13 protein-coding genes are annotated in these 14566 nt (G+C 45.5%); 8 read left to right on the forward strand and 5 right to left on the reverse strand.

Annotated features, from left to right (window positions below; all coding sequences use genetic code 11):
• Nucleotides 1-168 precede the first annotated feature (168 nt).
• On the reverse strand, nucleotides 169-351 hold the full coding sequence (locus tag IQ224_RS05610) for a hypothetical protein (RefSeq protein ID WP_002749099.1): 183 nt from the start codon (nucleotides 349-351) through the stop codon (nucleotides 169-171).
• On the opposite strand from IQ224_RS05610, the gene IQ224_RS05615 reads away from it, so the two are divergent.
• The 3 genes from IQ224_RS05615 (at nucleotide 350) to IQ224_RS05625 (ending at nucleotide 5175) form a co-directional block, all read left to right on the forward strand.
• A complete protein-coding gene (locus tag IQ224_RS05615; protein ID WP_002749100.1) occupies nucleotides 350-1822 on the forward strand; it encodes a glycosyltransferase in 1473 nt (490 codons plus the stop codon). The genes IQ224_RS05610 and IQ224_RS05615 overlap by 2 nt on opposite strands.
• Before the next feature lie 164 nt (nucleotides 1823-1986).
• Complete coding sequence (locus IQ224_RS05620) at nucleotides 1987-4416, forward strand: sucrose synthase (protein ID WP_002749102.1); 2430 nt, start codon at nucleotides 1987-1989, stop codon at nucleotides 4414-4416.
• Between the two features lie 6 nt (nucleotides 4417-4422).
• Entirely contained in the window at nucleotides 4423-5175 is a 753-nt protein-coding gene (locus IQ224_RS05625; protein WP_002749103.1) for a sucrose-phosphate phosphatase, read from the forward strand.
• Between the two features lie 20 nt (nucleotides 5176-5195).
• Here the strand turns inward: IQ224_RS05625 and leuS are convergent, their stop codons facing one another.
• Nucleotides 5196-7748, reverse strand: a complete 2553-nt coding sequence (gene leuS, locus IQ224_RS05630; RefSeq protein WP_002749104.1) for a leucine--tRNA ligase — start codon at nucleotides 7746-7748, stop codon at nucleotides 5196-5198.
• Between the two features lie 434 nt (nucleotides 7749-8182).
• Here leuS and IQ224_RS05635 point away from each other — a divergent pair, with 434 nt between their 5' ends.
• The 3 genes from IQ224_RS05635 (at nucleotide 8183) to IQ224_RS05645 (ending at nucleotide 10269) form a co-directional block, all read left to right on the forward strand.
• Nucleotides 8183-8758 carry a hypothetical protein gene (locus tag IQ224_RS05635; RefSeq protein WP_194032680.1) on the forward strand — a complete coding sequence of 192 codons (576 nt, stop codon included), beginning with the start codon at nucleotides 8183-8185 and terminating at the stop codon, nucleotides 8756-8758.
• Between the two features lie 6 nt (nucleotides 8759-8764).
• Nucleotides 8765-9133 carry a DUF1818 family protein gene (locus IQ224_RS05640; protein WP_194032681.1) on the forward strand — a complete coding sequence of 123 codons (369 nt, stop codon included), beginning with the start codon at nucleotides 8765-8767 and terminating at the stop codon, nucleotides 9131-9133.
• Between the two features lie 65 nt (nucleotides 9134-9198).
• Nucleotides 9199-10269, forward strand: coding sequence for a YheT family hydrolase (locus IQ224_RS05645; protein ID WP_084990113.1), 1071 nt, complete (start codon nucleotides 9199-9201; stop codon nucleotides 10267-10269).
• A gap of 246 nt (nucleotides 10270-10515) precedes the next feature.
• On the opposite strand, the gene IQ224_RS05650 is transcribed toward IQ224_RS05645, so the two are convergent.
• A complete protein-coding gene (locus tag IQ224_RS05650; RefSeq protein WP_084989831.1) occupies nucleotides 10516-11511 on the reverse strand; it encodes a carbohydrate kinase in 996 nt (331 codons plus the stop codon).
• Nucleotides 11512-11836: 325 nt separating this feature from the next.
• Here IQ224_RS05650 and IQ224_RS05655 point away from each other — a divergent pair, with 325 nt between their 5' ends.
• Nucleotides 11837-12307 carry a GNAT family N-acetyltransferase gene (locus tag IQ224_RS05655; protein ID WP_002749134.1) on the forward strand — a complete coding sequence of 157 codons (471 nt, stop codon included), beginning with the start codon at nucleotides 11837-11839 and terminating at the stop codon, nucleotides 12305-12307.
• On the opposite strand, the gene IQ224_RS05660 is transcribed toward IQ224_RS05655, so the two are convergent.
• Together IQ224_RS05660 and IQ224_RS05665 are read right to left on the reverse strand one after the other, a co-directional pair.
• A complete protein-coding gene (locus tag IQ224_RS05660) occupies nucleotides 12243-13100 on the reverse strand; it encodes a sensor histidine kinase KdpD (RefSeq protein WP_194032682.1) in 858 nt (285 codons plus the stop codon). The two genes, IQ224_RS05655 and IQ224_RS05660, sit on opposite strands and share 65 nt — an antisense overlap.
• On the reverse strand, nucleotides 13055-13642 hold the full coding sequence (locus tag IQ224_RS05665; protein WP_002732168.1) for an L-threonylcarbamoyladenylate synthase: 588 nt from the start codon (nucleotides 13640-13642) through the stop codon (nucleotides 13055-13057). The genes IQ224_RS05660 and IQ224_RS05665 overlap by 46 nt, the downstream gene beginning before the upstream one ends.
• A gap of 209 nt (nucleotides 13643-13851) precedes the next feature.
• Between IQ224_RS05665 and IQ224_RS05670 the strand changes: the two genes are divergently transcribed.
• Entirely contained in the window at nucleotides 13852-14379 is a 528-nt protein-coding gene (locus tag IQ224_RS05670; RefSeq protein ID WP_002749138.1) for a GIY-YIG nuclease family protein, read from the forward strand.
• The last annotated feature ends 187 nt before the right edge of the window (nucleotides 14380-14566 follow it).

The raw sequence follows: 14566 nt of genomic DNA on the forward strand, positions 1-14566 counted from the left end.
ACCACAAACCAAATCTAATCTCAAGATGCCATACTCCTTCAAAACTTCCTAAAAATACTTAATCTTTTGGAGAATGAGCAGACTTGAGTGAGAGAGGTCTATAAAGCAGAGCTTTAGAGCTTAAACATCTGATGAGTTAGGCCACTAAAGGGAAATTTCACTGGTAAATCAGCGTTTTTTACCCCAAACAATCACTTTTCCGAGATTAGGAAAAATATCGGTATTATTTTTACCGAAGACACTTCGCTCATTTACTATTAGGGGTCGGAAAAAACCATCTTCATCCTTCTCGAAACCGACTTTACCTATTGGCTCTGGTGGTGTTTGCCGTTGGAAAACTTGAAAATCCATGATTAACACACTTATGAAACCTAAATCTTTTAGTCAAGCCCAAAGAGACTTGATTAACCAAGAAAATCCTGCCCATCACTATGCCCTGATATCCGTCCACGGAGATCCGACCGCTGAAATTGGCCAAGAAGGGGCTGGAGGTCAAAATATTTATGTGCGCGAATTGGGATTAGGACTTGCCCAAAGGGGATGTCAAGTGGATATGTTCACACGCAGAGAAAATCCAAATCAACCTGAAATTGAAGAATTGGCCCCAGGTTGCCGGACAATCCGGCTAACGGCAGGTCCAAGGGAATTCATCCCCAGAACTGAGTTATTCAAATACCTGCCAGCCTTCGTGGCGGCTTGGTTGGACTTCCAAAGTCGTTCCCAGTGTTCCTATCGCCTTATCCACAGTAACTACTGGCTATCTGGTTGGGTCGGCTTGCAGCTAAAATTTCATCTGGGACTACCACAAGTTCACACCTATCATTCCCTTGCTGCAATCAAGTATCGCGACCTGAAAAACCCCCCCTCCATCGCTGCCATCCGGCATGGGGTGGAGTGGGCTTGTTTAGAGCAGTGTGATTGTGTGGTAGCTACCAGTCCCCAAGAGGCAGAAAATCTGCGTCAGTTATTGTCGGCTCAAGGCAGAATCGAGACAGTTCCCTGTGGTATTAATGCCGCTCATTTCGGTTCGGTCAGCCCAGAAATTGCCCGCCAAAAATTAAACATCGACCCAGAGATGCCAGTCATTCTCTATGTGGGTCGTTTCGACCCTCGCAAAGGCATCGAAACCTTGGTCAATGCCTGCGCTCGATTACCTGCTCCTTGGCTGCTGTACTTGGTAGGAGGTAGCCGGTCTGGAGGCAGTGATTGCCAAGAACAGCAACGCATCCGTTTCCTAGTCAAAACTCTCGGTTTAGAATCAAGGATTATCTTTACCGGTCGGGTTTCCCAAACCGACTTACCCAGCTACTACGCCGCTACCGATGTTTGTGTCGTGCCTAGCTACTATGAGCCTTTCGGGTTAGTGGCCATCGAAGCCATGGCGGCGGGAACGCCGGTGGTTGCCAGTGACGTAGGCGGTCTCCGACATACGGTCGTCCATAATCGCACGGGTCTGCTCGTTCCCCCGCGCAATGCCGAAGCTCTAGCAACAGCTCTAGGGGAACTACTGGCCCGGCCAGAGAAGCGGCAGTCCATGGGTCGCTTGGGGCGTGAGTGGGTCGAGTCCCGTTTTAGTAGTGGGGCGGTAGCCAGACAAATCCTCTCCCTTTATCAATCCCTGACCCTGGAAAAATCCGCCCCAGAAGGTGTTCTGCCGACGCAAAGTTTAATTACAGCTTTACAAAAGCGAATACAGCAAGAGCTAGGATTAAAAAAGGGCAACAAAGAGAGTGAATTGAGGCATCTCGCCGCCATGGAAAAGTTGATCCAAGTTCTCCAAGAAGGGGTGAAGGTGTCCAGGGAGCAACTCTATAATTTTTGAGGGAGCGGTATCTGCCCACTGAAATCCTTATACCAAATTTCTAAATCCATGACAGACATCCACGCTCGAATGCTTGCCAAGCCTGCATTCGTTGTGACGCGAATAAAGAAAAATGGTATTACCAGTTCGCCAACCCCAAACTAGCAATTTTTTAAGGAGTCACCATGGCTGAATTGATTGAAGCCATCGCTAACAGCAATGAGAAAAAAGATCTACAGCAATTTCTGCACCAACTCAGACAACTGGAAAAACCTTACCTACTTAGAAATGATCTTCTTACAGCCTTTGCCGACTACTGCCAACGTCTAGATAAACCCGCATCGTTTCGGCAATCCTCCCTTCTAGCTAAACTGATCTACTATACCCAAGAAACCATCCTAGAAAGCGAGAGTTTTTGTCTGGTGGTGCGACCCCAGATTGCTCTCTCCCAAGCCTTTCGCCTGACGGATGACCTCACCTGTGAACCGATAAGCGTACAGGAGCTGCTGGACTTGCGTGATCGCCTAGTCCACCGATCCCATCCAGAGGAGGGAGACTTGCTAGAGTTGGATTTCCGTCCCTTCTATGACTACTCTCCCATCATTCGGGACGCGAAAAATATCGGCAAGGGGGTGCAGTTCTTGAACCGGTTCCTATCTAGTCGGCTTTTTCAAGCCGAACAAACAGGGGAACAATGGCTCCAATCAGCCTTTCAATTCTTGAGAATGCACCAATACAATGGTATTACCCTGCTGATTAATGATCGCATTGGCAATCAACGGCAACTATCCCAACAGGTTAAGGCAGCCCTAGACTTTTTGGAAAGCTATCCCAGCGAAGAACCCTACAGTAACTTACGTTTTGAACTTCAGTCCCTAGGGTTCGAGCCGGGGTGGGGAAATACGGCCAGTAGAATGCGAGAAAGCCTAGAACTACTCGATGGATTAATCGATGCCCCCGACCACCAATCCCTAGAAGCTTTTCTCTCTCGTATTCCTATGCTTTTCCGTATTGTTCTGGTGTCCGTCCACGGTTGGTTCGGACAGGAGGGGGTATTGGGAAGGCCAGATACCGGCGGTCAGGTGGTTTACGTCCTTGACCAAGCCCGCAGCTTGGAGCAACAATTGCGAGAAGATATCTTTTTGGCGGGATTGGAGGGCTTAGGCATCGAGCCGAAGATTATTATTCTGACCCGATTACTCCCTAACAGTGAGGGGACTCGCTGCGACCAAAGACTAGAAAAGGTCTACGGTACGGATAATGCCTGCATCCTGCGGGTTCCCTTCCGGGAATTTAATCCCAAACTCACCCAAAACTGGATTTCTCGCTTTGAAATCTGGCCCTATTTAGAAACCTTCGCCCTTGATGCTGAAAGAGAAATATTAGCGGAATTTCAGGGGCGACCGGATCTGATCATCGGTAACTATTCCGACGGCAATCTCGTGGCCTTTCTCCTGGCCCGCAAATTGAAGGTGACCCAGTGTAATATTGCCCACGCCCTAGAAAAGTCGAAATATTTATTCAGTAACCTCTACTGGCAGGACTTAGAGGAACAATATCATTTTTCCCTGCAATTTACGGCGGATTTAATTTCTATGAATGCCGCTAACTTTATTATCAGTAGCACCTATCAGGAGATCGTGGGAACCAGCGATAGCGTCGGTCAGTACGAATCCTATCAGTGTTTTACTATGCCTGAACTGTACCATGTGGTCAGTGGCATCGAGCTATTTAGTCCCAAGTTCAATGTCGTCCCCCCAGGGGTGAATGAAAGTTACTTTTTCCCCTATACCAACCGGGAAGAACGTCTGCTGGGAGAAGGGGAGCGTCTGGAAGAACTGCTTTTTACCCTAGAAGCTCCCAGACGGGTATTCGGTCATCTGGACAACCCCGACAAGCGCCCGCTTTTTTCCCTTGCCAGACTCGACCGAATCAAAAACCTGACGGGATTGGCGGAGTGTTTTGGCAAAAGCGAGGCACTTCAGGAACAGTGCAACCTGATTTTAGTGGCGGGCAAGTTGCGAGCCGAAGATAGTACGGATCGGGAGGAAATTAGCGAAATTCAAAAACTGTACCACCTCATCGATCAGTACAACCTAGAGGGCAAAATTCGCTGGTTGGGAATAATGTTGCCGAAAGCTGATGCTGGGGAAATCTATCGTATTATTGCCGATCGCCAGGGTATCTTCGTCCAACCCGCCCTATTTGAAGCCTTTGGTTTAACGGTTTTGGAGGCAATGATCACGGGACTGCCGATTTTCGCCACCGAATTCGGGGGGCCGAGGGAAATCATTCAACACGGGGCTAACGGTTTTCTGATTAATCCCACTCATCCAGAAGAAACCGCCACTATGATTCTCGATTTTCTGGCTAAATGCCGGCAAGATCCCGATTACTGGCGGGAAATTTCTGAACAGGCGATCCAAAGGGTCTACAGCCACTATACTTGGAAAATCCACACCACGCGTCTACTCTCCCTTGCCCGCATCTACGGCTTTTGGAATCATACTTCCCAAGAAAATCGCGAGGAACTATTGCGCTATATCGAAACTCTGTTCTATCTCCTCTTTAAACCCAGGGCGCAACATCTGCTAGAAATCCACGGACAAAGATAAACAACCATGAGTAAATTTCTGCTGATTACCGATCTAGATAATACTCTAGTGGGCGATAGTCTGGCTACGGAAGGCCTCAATCGATCCTTAATGGCTCAACGGCAGCAATTTTATCTCGTTTATGCTACGGGACGCTCTTACCTTTCTGCCCGTCACCTGCAACAGCAAGCGCAACTTTTAGAACCGGACTACTGGATTACCTCCGTCGGCAGCGAAATCTATTATCGGGGTGAAGTTGATCCCCAATGGGCCCAACACCTCTGTCAAGATTGGGACCGGGAGGCGGTTGCAGCAATCGCCCAGCAGTTGCCATTCTTGTTGCGCCAGCCCGATAGCGAACAAAATCGCTGGAAAGTCAGCTTTCGGCTAGAGGAAAGGGCGGGTATCGGCAGCCTAGAACGGTTAGAAAGACGATTACAGCAAGCTCGACTAAATGCCCAGATTATTTTTAGCAGTGGACGAGATGTGGATCTGCTGCCCAAACAGGGTAACAAAGGACAAGCGGCCACCTATCTGCGTCAGTACCTAGGTGTTCCCCCAGAGGACACCCTCGTTTGCGGCGACTCTGGCAATGACATCAGTTTGTTCCAACAGCCAGCTAGAGGGGTAATCGTCGGAAACGCCCAGCCGGAACTCCTCCAGTGGTATTACCAAGACAATCGTCCTTGGCATTATCTGGCAAAATCCCCCTATGCTGGCGGTATTATTGAAGCCCTCTATCACTTTAATTTTCTTGATTTCGCTAACTTTCCCTCTTAAGTTAGCTGAAACCAAGCCAATTAACCCACGACAAAGTTAACTAATTTACCCGGGACAACAATCACTTTTTTGATTTCCTTGCCCTCTAAATAACGTTGGGCTATTTCCGATTCCAGAGCGAGGGTTTCTAGGGTGCTTTTATCGGCACTAGCGGGAACTTGTATCGTGCCTCTGGTTTTTCCCAAAATTTGGATGACAAGGGTAATCTCGTCCACAATCAGGGCAGTAGGATCAACTTTTGGCCAGGGTTGCAGGTGAATTGATTGGCTATGGCCTAAAGCTTGCCATAATTCTTCGCTCAGATGGGGAGCAAAAAGGGAAAGTAAGATTAATAGGGTTTCGATTCCTTCCCGATAAATGGGGGATGCAAAACACTTATTATCCCCTAAAGCGTTACTGAGTTTCATTAATTCGGAAATGGCGGTATTAAATTGATAATCTCCTTCTAAATCCTCGGAGATTTCTTTAATAGCGGTGTGAATTACCCGTCTTAAATCCTTGTCAGTTTTCGAGAAAGTCTCTATTTTTTTGACTTGCTTGGGTTTATTTTCAATATATTCGCTGACTAAACGCCACACCCGATTAAGAAAGCGAAATTGTCCTTCTACCCCCGCATCTTCCCACTGTAAATCTTTTTCTGGGGGTGCGGTAAAAAGGATAAACATTCGGGCAGTATCGGCCCCATATTTTTCCAGGACTTTCAGAGGATCAACGCCGTTATATTTCGACTTAGACATTTTTTCAAAGAAGAAAGAAAGAACTTCTCCCGTGTCTTTATCGTAATATTTATCCTCTTTATAGATAACATTTTCTGCGGGGACATATTTGCCAGTTTCGGGATTTTTGTAGGTTAATCCCTGTACCATTCCCTGGGTTAATAGACGGTTAAAAGGTTCATCGACATTAACTAAACCTCTGTCTCTTAAAACTTTGGTAAAGAAACGAGAATAGAGTAAATGTAGGATAGCGTGTTCGATTCCTCCGACGTATTGATCCACGGGCATCCAATCATTAACCTTCTCGAATTGAAAGGGTATATTTACATTTTTAGCATCGGTATAACGGAGGAAATACCAACTAGAATCAATGAAAGTATCCATGGTGTCGGTTTCCCGTTTTGCGGGAGTGCCACAGCGAGGACAATCCACATTTACCCAGTCTTCTAATTTGGCTAAAGGGGAAGCACCTCGACCGCTAAATTCGACATTTTCCGGTAAAGTAACGGGTAAATTATCGATAGGTACTGGCACGGTTCCACAGTTAGGACAGTGGATAACTGGAATCGGACAACCCCAATATCTTTGACGGGAAATTAACCAATCTCGGAGGCGATATTGTATTCTAGCTTTGCCGTAACCTTGGGCAGTAGCATAATCAATAATAGCAGTTTTTCCTGCTGTAGAATTAAGTCCGTTAAATTGAGCAGAATTAATCATAACTCCAGCTTCTGTGTAAGCCTCTTTTAACTCAATTTCGCCACTTTCTGGAGTAATAACTATCTTAATTGGCAGGTTATTTTCCTGAGCAAATTTAAAATCGCGACTGTCATGAGCCGGGACTCCCATCACTGCCCCTGTCCCGTATTCGTAGAGGACATAATCAGCAATTAAAATCGGAATTTCTTCCCCGGTAAAAGGATTAATTGCCAGTCCTCCGGTTTTAATACCGCGTTTGGGTTTATCTTCGGCGGTTCTTTCTAATTCGCTTTCGCTGGCTATCTCTTGAATAAAAGTTTCTACGGCCGATTTTTGTTCGGGAGTGGTAACTTGTAAAGTTAAGGGATGTTCGGGAGCAAGTACCACATAAGTCACTCCATAAACCGTATCGGGACGAGTGGTAAAAACGGCAATTTTTTCTGTGGAGTTAACAAGAGGAAATTCTAAATAAGCACCTACCGATTTACCAATCCAGTTGGCCTGCATGGTTTTAACCCGTTCCGGCCAACCGCTAAGTTTATCTAAATCAGTGAGTAATTGTTCGGCATAATCGGTGATTTTTAGGAACCATTGCCGGAGTAATTTTCTTTCTACTTTAGCACCCGATCGCCAAGATTTTCCTTCACTATCTACTTGTTCATTGGCCAAGACAGTTTGATCGATAGGATCCCAATTCACTGCCGCTTCTTTTTGGTAGGCTAATCCCGATTCAAAAAACTGTAAAAATAGCCATTGGGTCCAACGATAATATTCCGGGGAACAGGTGGCAACTTCTCTTTCCCAATCGATAGATAATCCTAACTGTTGTAATTGCCGTTTCATCTGGGCAATATTTTGATCAGTCCATTTTGCCGGAGGAACTCCCCTTTCAATAGCGGCATTTTCTGCGGGTAATCCGAAAGCATCCCACCCCATGGGATGCAGCACGCGATAACCCTGCATTCTTTTCAGACGGGCAATCACATCGGTGATAGTATAGTTACGAACGTGACCCATGTGCAGGTTGCCTGATGGATAGGGGAACATGGAGAGGGCGTAAAATTTCGGTTTATCGGCGTTTTCTGGGGTTTTGTCCAATCCCATTTGCTGCCAAATCTTCTGCCATTTCTGTTCGATTTCTGCGGGGTTGTACGGCACTGGGGTCTTTTCTCCTGAGTTTTATCTATCCTTCCTATTTTACAGCAGCCGGCTGGAGGCGATTGCCAGTCTTGCGGTTATCCACCCTAGCAAAAACCCTCTGGGTTCTAAGTAAGTGGTTCTAATTAAATAGAAGATAGATTTTGGGTTCGATCCCCCCTATCGATTAGTCAGATCTTTCTTAACAAAAAGAGAAAAAACTTAAAAAAAAGGGGAAACGATTGATAGCTATAGTTTTGAAAGAAAGAATCAAGGTGGAGGTGAGCAAAAAAATGGAGAAATGGGCAGCCCAAGAATTACAGTATGGTGGAAAACCTGGCTGGATATTTTAGTACAAGCGTTCTAAAGGCTTCGGAAAATCTAGCCGCGATGAATGGCAATCTTTGTGTGACACTATTTATAAAAAGGTTCCGCTCAATTTTTTCTTGATCAATATGCTATTAAAATTACCTCAAAACCTGAAAATTAAGCGAATAGTATTATTAGTATTCTGCCTAGTAATAGGGATATTTGTCTGGTGGTTATCGTGGCAATCCACCGGGATGAGCCAAATTCAACGACCCGAAACAGTTGCCCAACAAATTTACCAAGTAATGCCAGATTTACCGAAAGAAAACAACTATATCCGTCGAGAGACAGGAGCGGTCGATCCGAATAATACTTTAATCAGTCGCTTTCTTCGTTATCATCAAGATACCAAAAAAAGGTTTACTCTCATCCGTTTTGATTGGCAATTAACCCTGGGAGATTATCTAGGAGTAAACGAGAAAATCAGCGAAGAAAACTATCCGGGACAAGCAACCCTTACCGTTAACCCCATGGCTGCTGACATCAAAGCGATGAACAGTCTTAATCGTCGTCAACGGCAGCAGTTAGTCACCCTTCTAGTCGAAATTTATAACCCCGCTATTCTTCCCCAAGAAACCCCCAATCCTAGTCCTTCTCCTAGTCCTTCTCCTAGTCGTCCATCTTTATCAAAACCGGGAGATGCCGACCTATTAAAATTCTAGAAAATTATGGAAAAAAATCTCAAATATGGTTCGGGTTGGCGACTCGGTTGGAATCCTAAGGCAGCCGTTTATAAAGGATTAATTGGTGGCGATGATTGGGCGATCGAATTAACCGAGGCCGAGTGGCAAGATTTGCGTCGGTTACTATCACAATTGACCGCAACTATGGCGGCCATGGCCACAGAATTAATGGATGAAGAAAGTATTGCTTGTGAAGCGGAAAGCGAGCTTTTATGGTTAGAGGCGACAGGATTTCCCGATAATTATTCCCTGCGATTGATTCTCTATCAAGGTCGCGGTTGTGAGGGCAATTGGTCGGCCACTGCCCTGCCAGAGTTGCTCGCCGCTTGGGACAATTTGCTTTACAATTTTTAAGAAAGCGGTGGACATAAGTTAATTTTTGTTTCCCTCTCTTGACTTTTAGATTCCCCTGTGCTGCCATGATTGCCCATCCGAGGACAAAGACCGATAATCTCACCTACACTCCGCCCCCATTGCTGAAAAACGGTTTTGCCATGACTCTCTATGTGTCCCTAAAAGCGCGAGAAACCTGGCAAAATACGATCGCTATTCCCGAACCAGTCTATCAAGAAACCATTTTCACCGGGGCCAATGCCGTCCCTATCTACGGGATTGTTTCCATTCCCCCGCAAGCGAAAGGAACAATTATCGGGACCTACGGCATCACGGGAGACTTAGATAATCAATGGTTTTTAAGGATTTTAGGCAGAAAAGCCGTAGCGAGAAACTACGCAGTCGTCCTCTTCGATTGGCGGGCCCACGGTAAGACAGCCGAATTATCCCCGACTCTCACCTCCGATGGCATCTATGAAGGGCTAGATTTCCTTCATATTGCCGCCCAAGCTCAAAAAATGGGCTGTCCCGCTCCTTTTTGGTTCACAGGTTACTCTCTGGGGGGACAATTAGCCCTCTGGGGAATTAAATCGGCAGAGAATCAGGAAGATATGGGGATCGATCCCGCCCATATCGGTGGTGGTGCGGTAATTTGTCCTAATTTAGACTCTAATCGTTCTTTATCCTATCTCGTCCGGGATACCTGGGGGAAACATCTGGAAAAAGCGATCGCCAGGGAATTACGCAAGTTAGCCAAACGCATCCATAAAGCTCATCCCGATCATATCGATCCCGAAGCAATTACTCGCGCCAACACGATTGCGGGATTCGATCGAGAATTAGTGATTAAAAACTTAGGATTTGAGACAGTTTTTGACTATTATGCCGCTAGTAGTCCCTTGCCCTTTCAACCCTATTTAACTAAACCCACTTTTATCCTCTACGCGGCCGATGATCCCCTCTTTTCCCCCGCAGTTATTCCCGATCTGCAAGCAGCGATCGCCGATAATCCCCACGTCGATCTACTCTTAACCAACCATGGCGGTCATGTGGGTTATATCAGCAGTTTATCCTGTCAGCGTCAGTGGGGCGATAGCGATCGCTGGTGGGCATGGAATCGGGTTTTAGACTGGTTTGACCAAAAAACTGGCAAATAATACTAAATCCGTTGAGTATAGGTTCCATATCACGATAGGCACTTATGCAAGAGGGGGAATAGATAATCAGTTTTTAATAAGTAGGTAGGCGTTAAAAATTATCAGATGCCCCCCTTATTAAGGGGGATCCCCCCGCCTATCGGCACCCCCCTTATCAAGGGGGGCAGGGGGGATCGAACCTAAAATCCATTTTTAATTTAATTATAACCAGCTACTTAACTGGATTTAGTATATAAGGGCTAATTTCTAGGAGTCAAGGGCCGCTAGAAACTCCTCCACCTGTTCCCGAGTCGGTTGGGATGCGATCGCTCCTGCCCCCCTTGTCACCATTGCCCCCACCGCACAGGCATAAATCACCGCTTTACGCGCTAAATCGGCATTTTCCCCGATTTGATCGCCCTCAAGAGCGGCACGAGCCAAAAAACCCGCCACAAAGCCATCCCCCGCCCCGGTTGTATCCACTACTTCCCCAGAAAAAGCCTCGACAGTGCCGCTATTTTCCCCTAAATGATATTTACAACCTTTTGCGCCGCGCGTAACTAGAATTGCCTCTAAATTGGGGTATTGTGATGATATTTCTCTGGGGGTATCAGTGCCAAATAACCAGGCGGCTTCTTCCTCGCTACATTTGAGCAAATCGGCCTGGACGATAAAATCTCGAATCTGATCAGGAGCAACCTCAAGATTAGGCCAAAAAACCGGTCGCCAGTTGATATCGATCAATACTTTCACCGCGTAAATTTTAGCTAATTCGAGGGCGCGCATCATCGCCGCTCTCGCCGGGGAATAGGCTAACCCTAGGGTTCCCATCACTAGATAATCAGCATTTTTAAACAGATTTTCGGGTAATAAGTCAGCATTAAGGGCAGTATCGGCAAAATCAGTCGTTTTTCTGCCGCCAAAACCCGCAAAATGTCTGTCCCCCCCAGCATCGCGGGTGACATAAACTTGTCGGGTGGGTAGGGTGGCATGATACTGTACACCAGTGGTATCGACTCCGAGAGCGTCTAGCAAGGCGATTAACTGTTCTCCTGGTTGATCTTTGCCCACACAACCGATAAAAGCCGAATTTATGCCCAATTTTCGCAATCCACAGGCCACGTTTGCCGGCGCACCCCCCGCGTAGGTTGTCCAAGAAGTCACTTGCTCCATAGCGCGATCGCTTTGATCGGCAATTAGATCATAGAGGATTTCCCCTAAACAAATGACAGACACTGGCGAAGATCTTTGATTGTTAAGCATTGGTGTGGGGTGTGGGGTGTAGGGAAGAAAACCTCTTTCATCTCTGGTAGTGAAAATTTTTTCATCGGGACTGAATCCTGTCTCCTGACGACCGACTCCTATCTCTTGACTCCTGACTCCTATCTCCTGACGGCCGACTCCCGCTCGCTGATTAATAACTTGTCAAGAAATGACGATAAATCAACTAGAGATTATCTGAGGCATTGAGTATAATTAGACACATAGATTAGGGGAAATTGCTCATAAATCAGTCCGATCGAGCGTGAATCCTCTTTCTCGGAAAAATATCTTCCCCTGTTTTTCAGTCTTAGACTAAGGAAATATCATGATTGATTGTAGTCAGATTCAGTTTGACGAGGATAAAAGCAAGATAGATTTATTGCAACTACGAGAATTATTTAATTTAACCGCATTTTGGGCAATCGATCGCCGTTTAGAAGACTTAAAAACCGCAATTGACTATAGTGATCCGGTGGTGACGGTGTGGAATGAGCGGCAATTAATTGGTTTTGCTCGGGCCACTTCCGACGGCATTTATCGGGCAACTATTTGGGATGTGATTGTTCATCCCGATTATCAGGGAGCCGGTTTAGGACGTAAATTAGTAGAAACAGTTTTGGCCCATCCCCGGATGAATCGGGTGGAAAGAGTCTATTTGATGACTACTAACCAACAACAATTTTACCAGCGCATTGGTTTCCAAAACAACGCCATGACGACGATGGTATTATTTAATCGTTATCAAGAGGAGTTTTCCTATCCGGCGATCGAGGTAGAGAAAAAACGATCCGTGTGAGCTTGTCCTGACTATTGTTATCGATTCGATCTAAGCTCATTTCCCCCCCCGATACTTCGATAATTCCCTTCGCTAACTGGAATTTAAGACTAGGAGAAAAGCCAAGAACTTGAGTAAATTGTTTGACTTCTTCTGGCTTTGATTCTAAACTCAAGGATGAAATTTCTGGCATTGGCCAGAGAGCCATTTCCCCCGTAAATTCTAGGGTAATAGTGACTTTTTTTTCGTCAAGAGCGCTTACGGATACACAAATAGAGCCACTTCCTAGGTTGGCGACCGCTGCATCGACGAGAAGAACAAGAGCGGAGGATAAACATTGATAATCGGCAATAATAGCAATATCATTAGTTAAAGGGCTAAATTTAAGCTGAATATTGCGATTAGCTGCCTGTAAATAGGTTAAACTTGTCCAATCTTGCCAGAGTTTAGTTAAAGAAAAAATTTCTCGCTCCAGAGGTATAGTACCCGACTCTAGCTTCGAGAGATTAATCATCTCATCGAGCATTGCCATCAGTTTACGGCCTGCCAGTTGTCCCTGGGCGATAAATTCCCTTTCTTCGGCCGGACTTTCGCAAAGATCGGCGAGAATCATTTGATGGAGACTGATCATACTGCTCAATGGCGATCGCAATTCGTGGGCAACCCGTCCCAAAAAACTGCTTTTGAGGTGATTAATTGCCACAGCCATCTGATAAGCGAGGCGAGTTTGCTGTAATTCCCGTTTTAAAGCGTCAATATCGTCCATATTTACAGAAAAACTGCCCCTTGTCGTAAGATATCCCATCTTTGACATTGCCAACGTGCGACGGTGGAGGGTTGTCCACTATTGATTATTCCCCATGCTTGCCTTTCTGTGGGTGCTAACACCGTCACCGAGGGAAAAGTAGTCATAATCGCTTCTGGAGTCAATAAAGGCTCTTGTCCTGACAGATTAGCACTTGTGGTCGCTAAAACACCAGTTCGACCGAGAATTTCTCTTGCGATCGCATGAGCGGGAACTCGGATACCAATCGTGCTAGAATCCTTAGGGTTAAGAACTTTTGGTACTTTTTCAGAAGCGGGTAAAACCAAAGTTAGGGAGCCGGGCCAGTATTTTTCGGTCATTTGCCGCCAAATTTCCCTTTCTTCCTGATTTCCCTTGACATAATCCCATAAATCTGCTGCTGAGGCCGCCATGAGAATTAAAGGTTTATCAAAAGTCCGTTTTTTAGCGGCAAAAACTAAGGCAGCATAGGGGGGAGAAACTGCTAAAGCGGGGACTGTATCCGTGGGAAAAGAAACCACTTGACCACTTAGGGCTGCGTGAACAATTTCGTTAAGAGAAGCAGTAGGCATTGAGAATTGATCATTTTTGGGGACTAATTTAGCCTAAGACTTTTTGGTACAATTTTAAACGGGTAGGGTTGATTCATGAATCAACCCTACCTTGAATCAACCCTACCTTGAATCAACCCTACCTTGAATCAATCCTACTTGATCAGCGGGGGATTTGAAAGTTTTTAACACCTACCTACTTATCTCCAACCAATTAGCGACGATTAATTATGAATGAGTCTGATACTTTGGCTAATCTCGAACAATTAGAATACATTCCCTACCTAGATGCCACCGGTAATATCTGTGTTGATTTTCAGGGAAAAATCGGGGTTTATGCCATTTTTGATCGAGAACAAGTCTTAGAGTTTGTCGGCTATTCTCGTGATATTTATCTCAGTTTAAAACAACATCTTGCCCGACAGCCCCAAGCTTGTTATTGGCTAAAAATACAGGTGATCGAGCGTCCTAATCGGACTATTCTCGAATCGATTAAACAAGCTTGGCTAAGAGAAAGTCAGGCAGTAATCGGCAATGAAAAACTATGGACAGAACCAATTGATGCTAAATTAGCCATGACTGAGACAGAAAAAGAAATTTATCAAAGTGCTGACGAAGTAGGACAAATCAAGTTATTAAAACAGGTATCCAGACGAGTAGAAAACGATATTTTATCAACCCTAGAAAAACGGGGAGTACAGATGGAAATTCGTTTTAATCCCAAGTTAAAAGAACAGGGTTTGCTAGATTTGAAGTAAAAATTAAGTAGGTAGGCGTTAAAAGTTATCAGATGCCCCCCTTATCAAGGGTAGGGCTGTTTCATTCTCCCATCAGAATATCAAAAGTAAAAGCGATCACTATCAGGTAAAATGAGGAGTGACCGCCAACCTTTCAAATATATGTTGAGCTTAATACAAAAACTGAAACAAGTCAAGCACTTTCGGA

It is taken from the genome of Microcystis sp. LEGE 00066, assembly GCF_015207925.1.
Lineage (GTDB): Bacteria > Cyanobacteriota > Cyanobacteriia > Cyanobacteriales > Microcystaceae > Microcystis > Microcystis ichthyoblabe_A.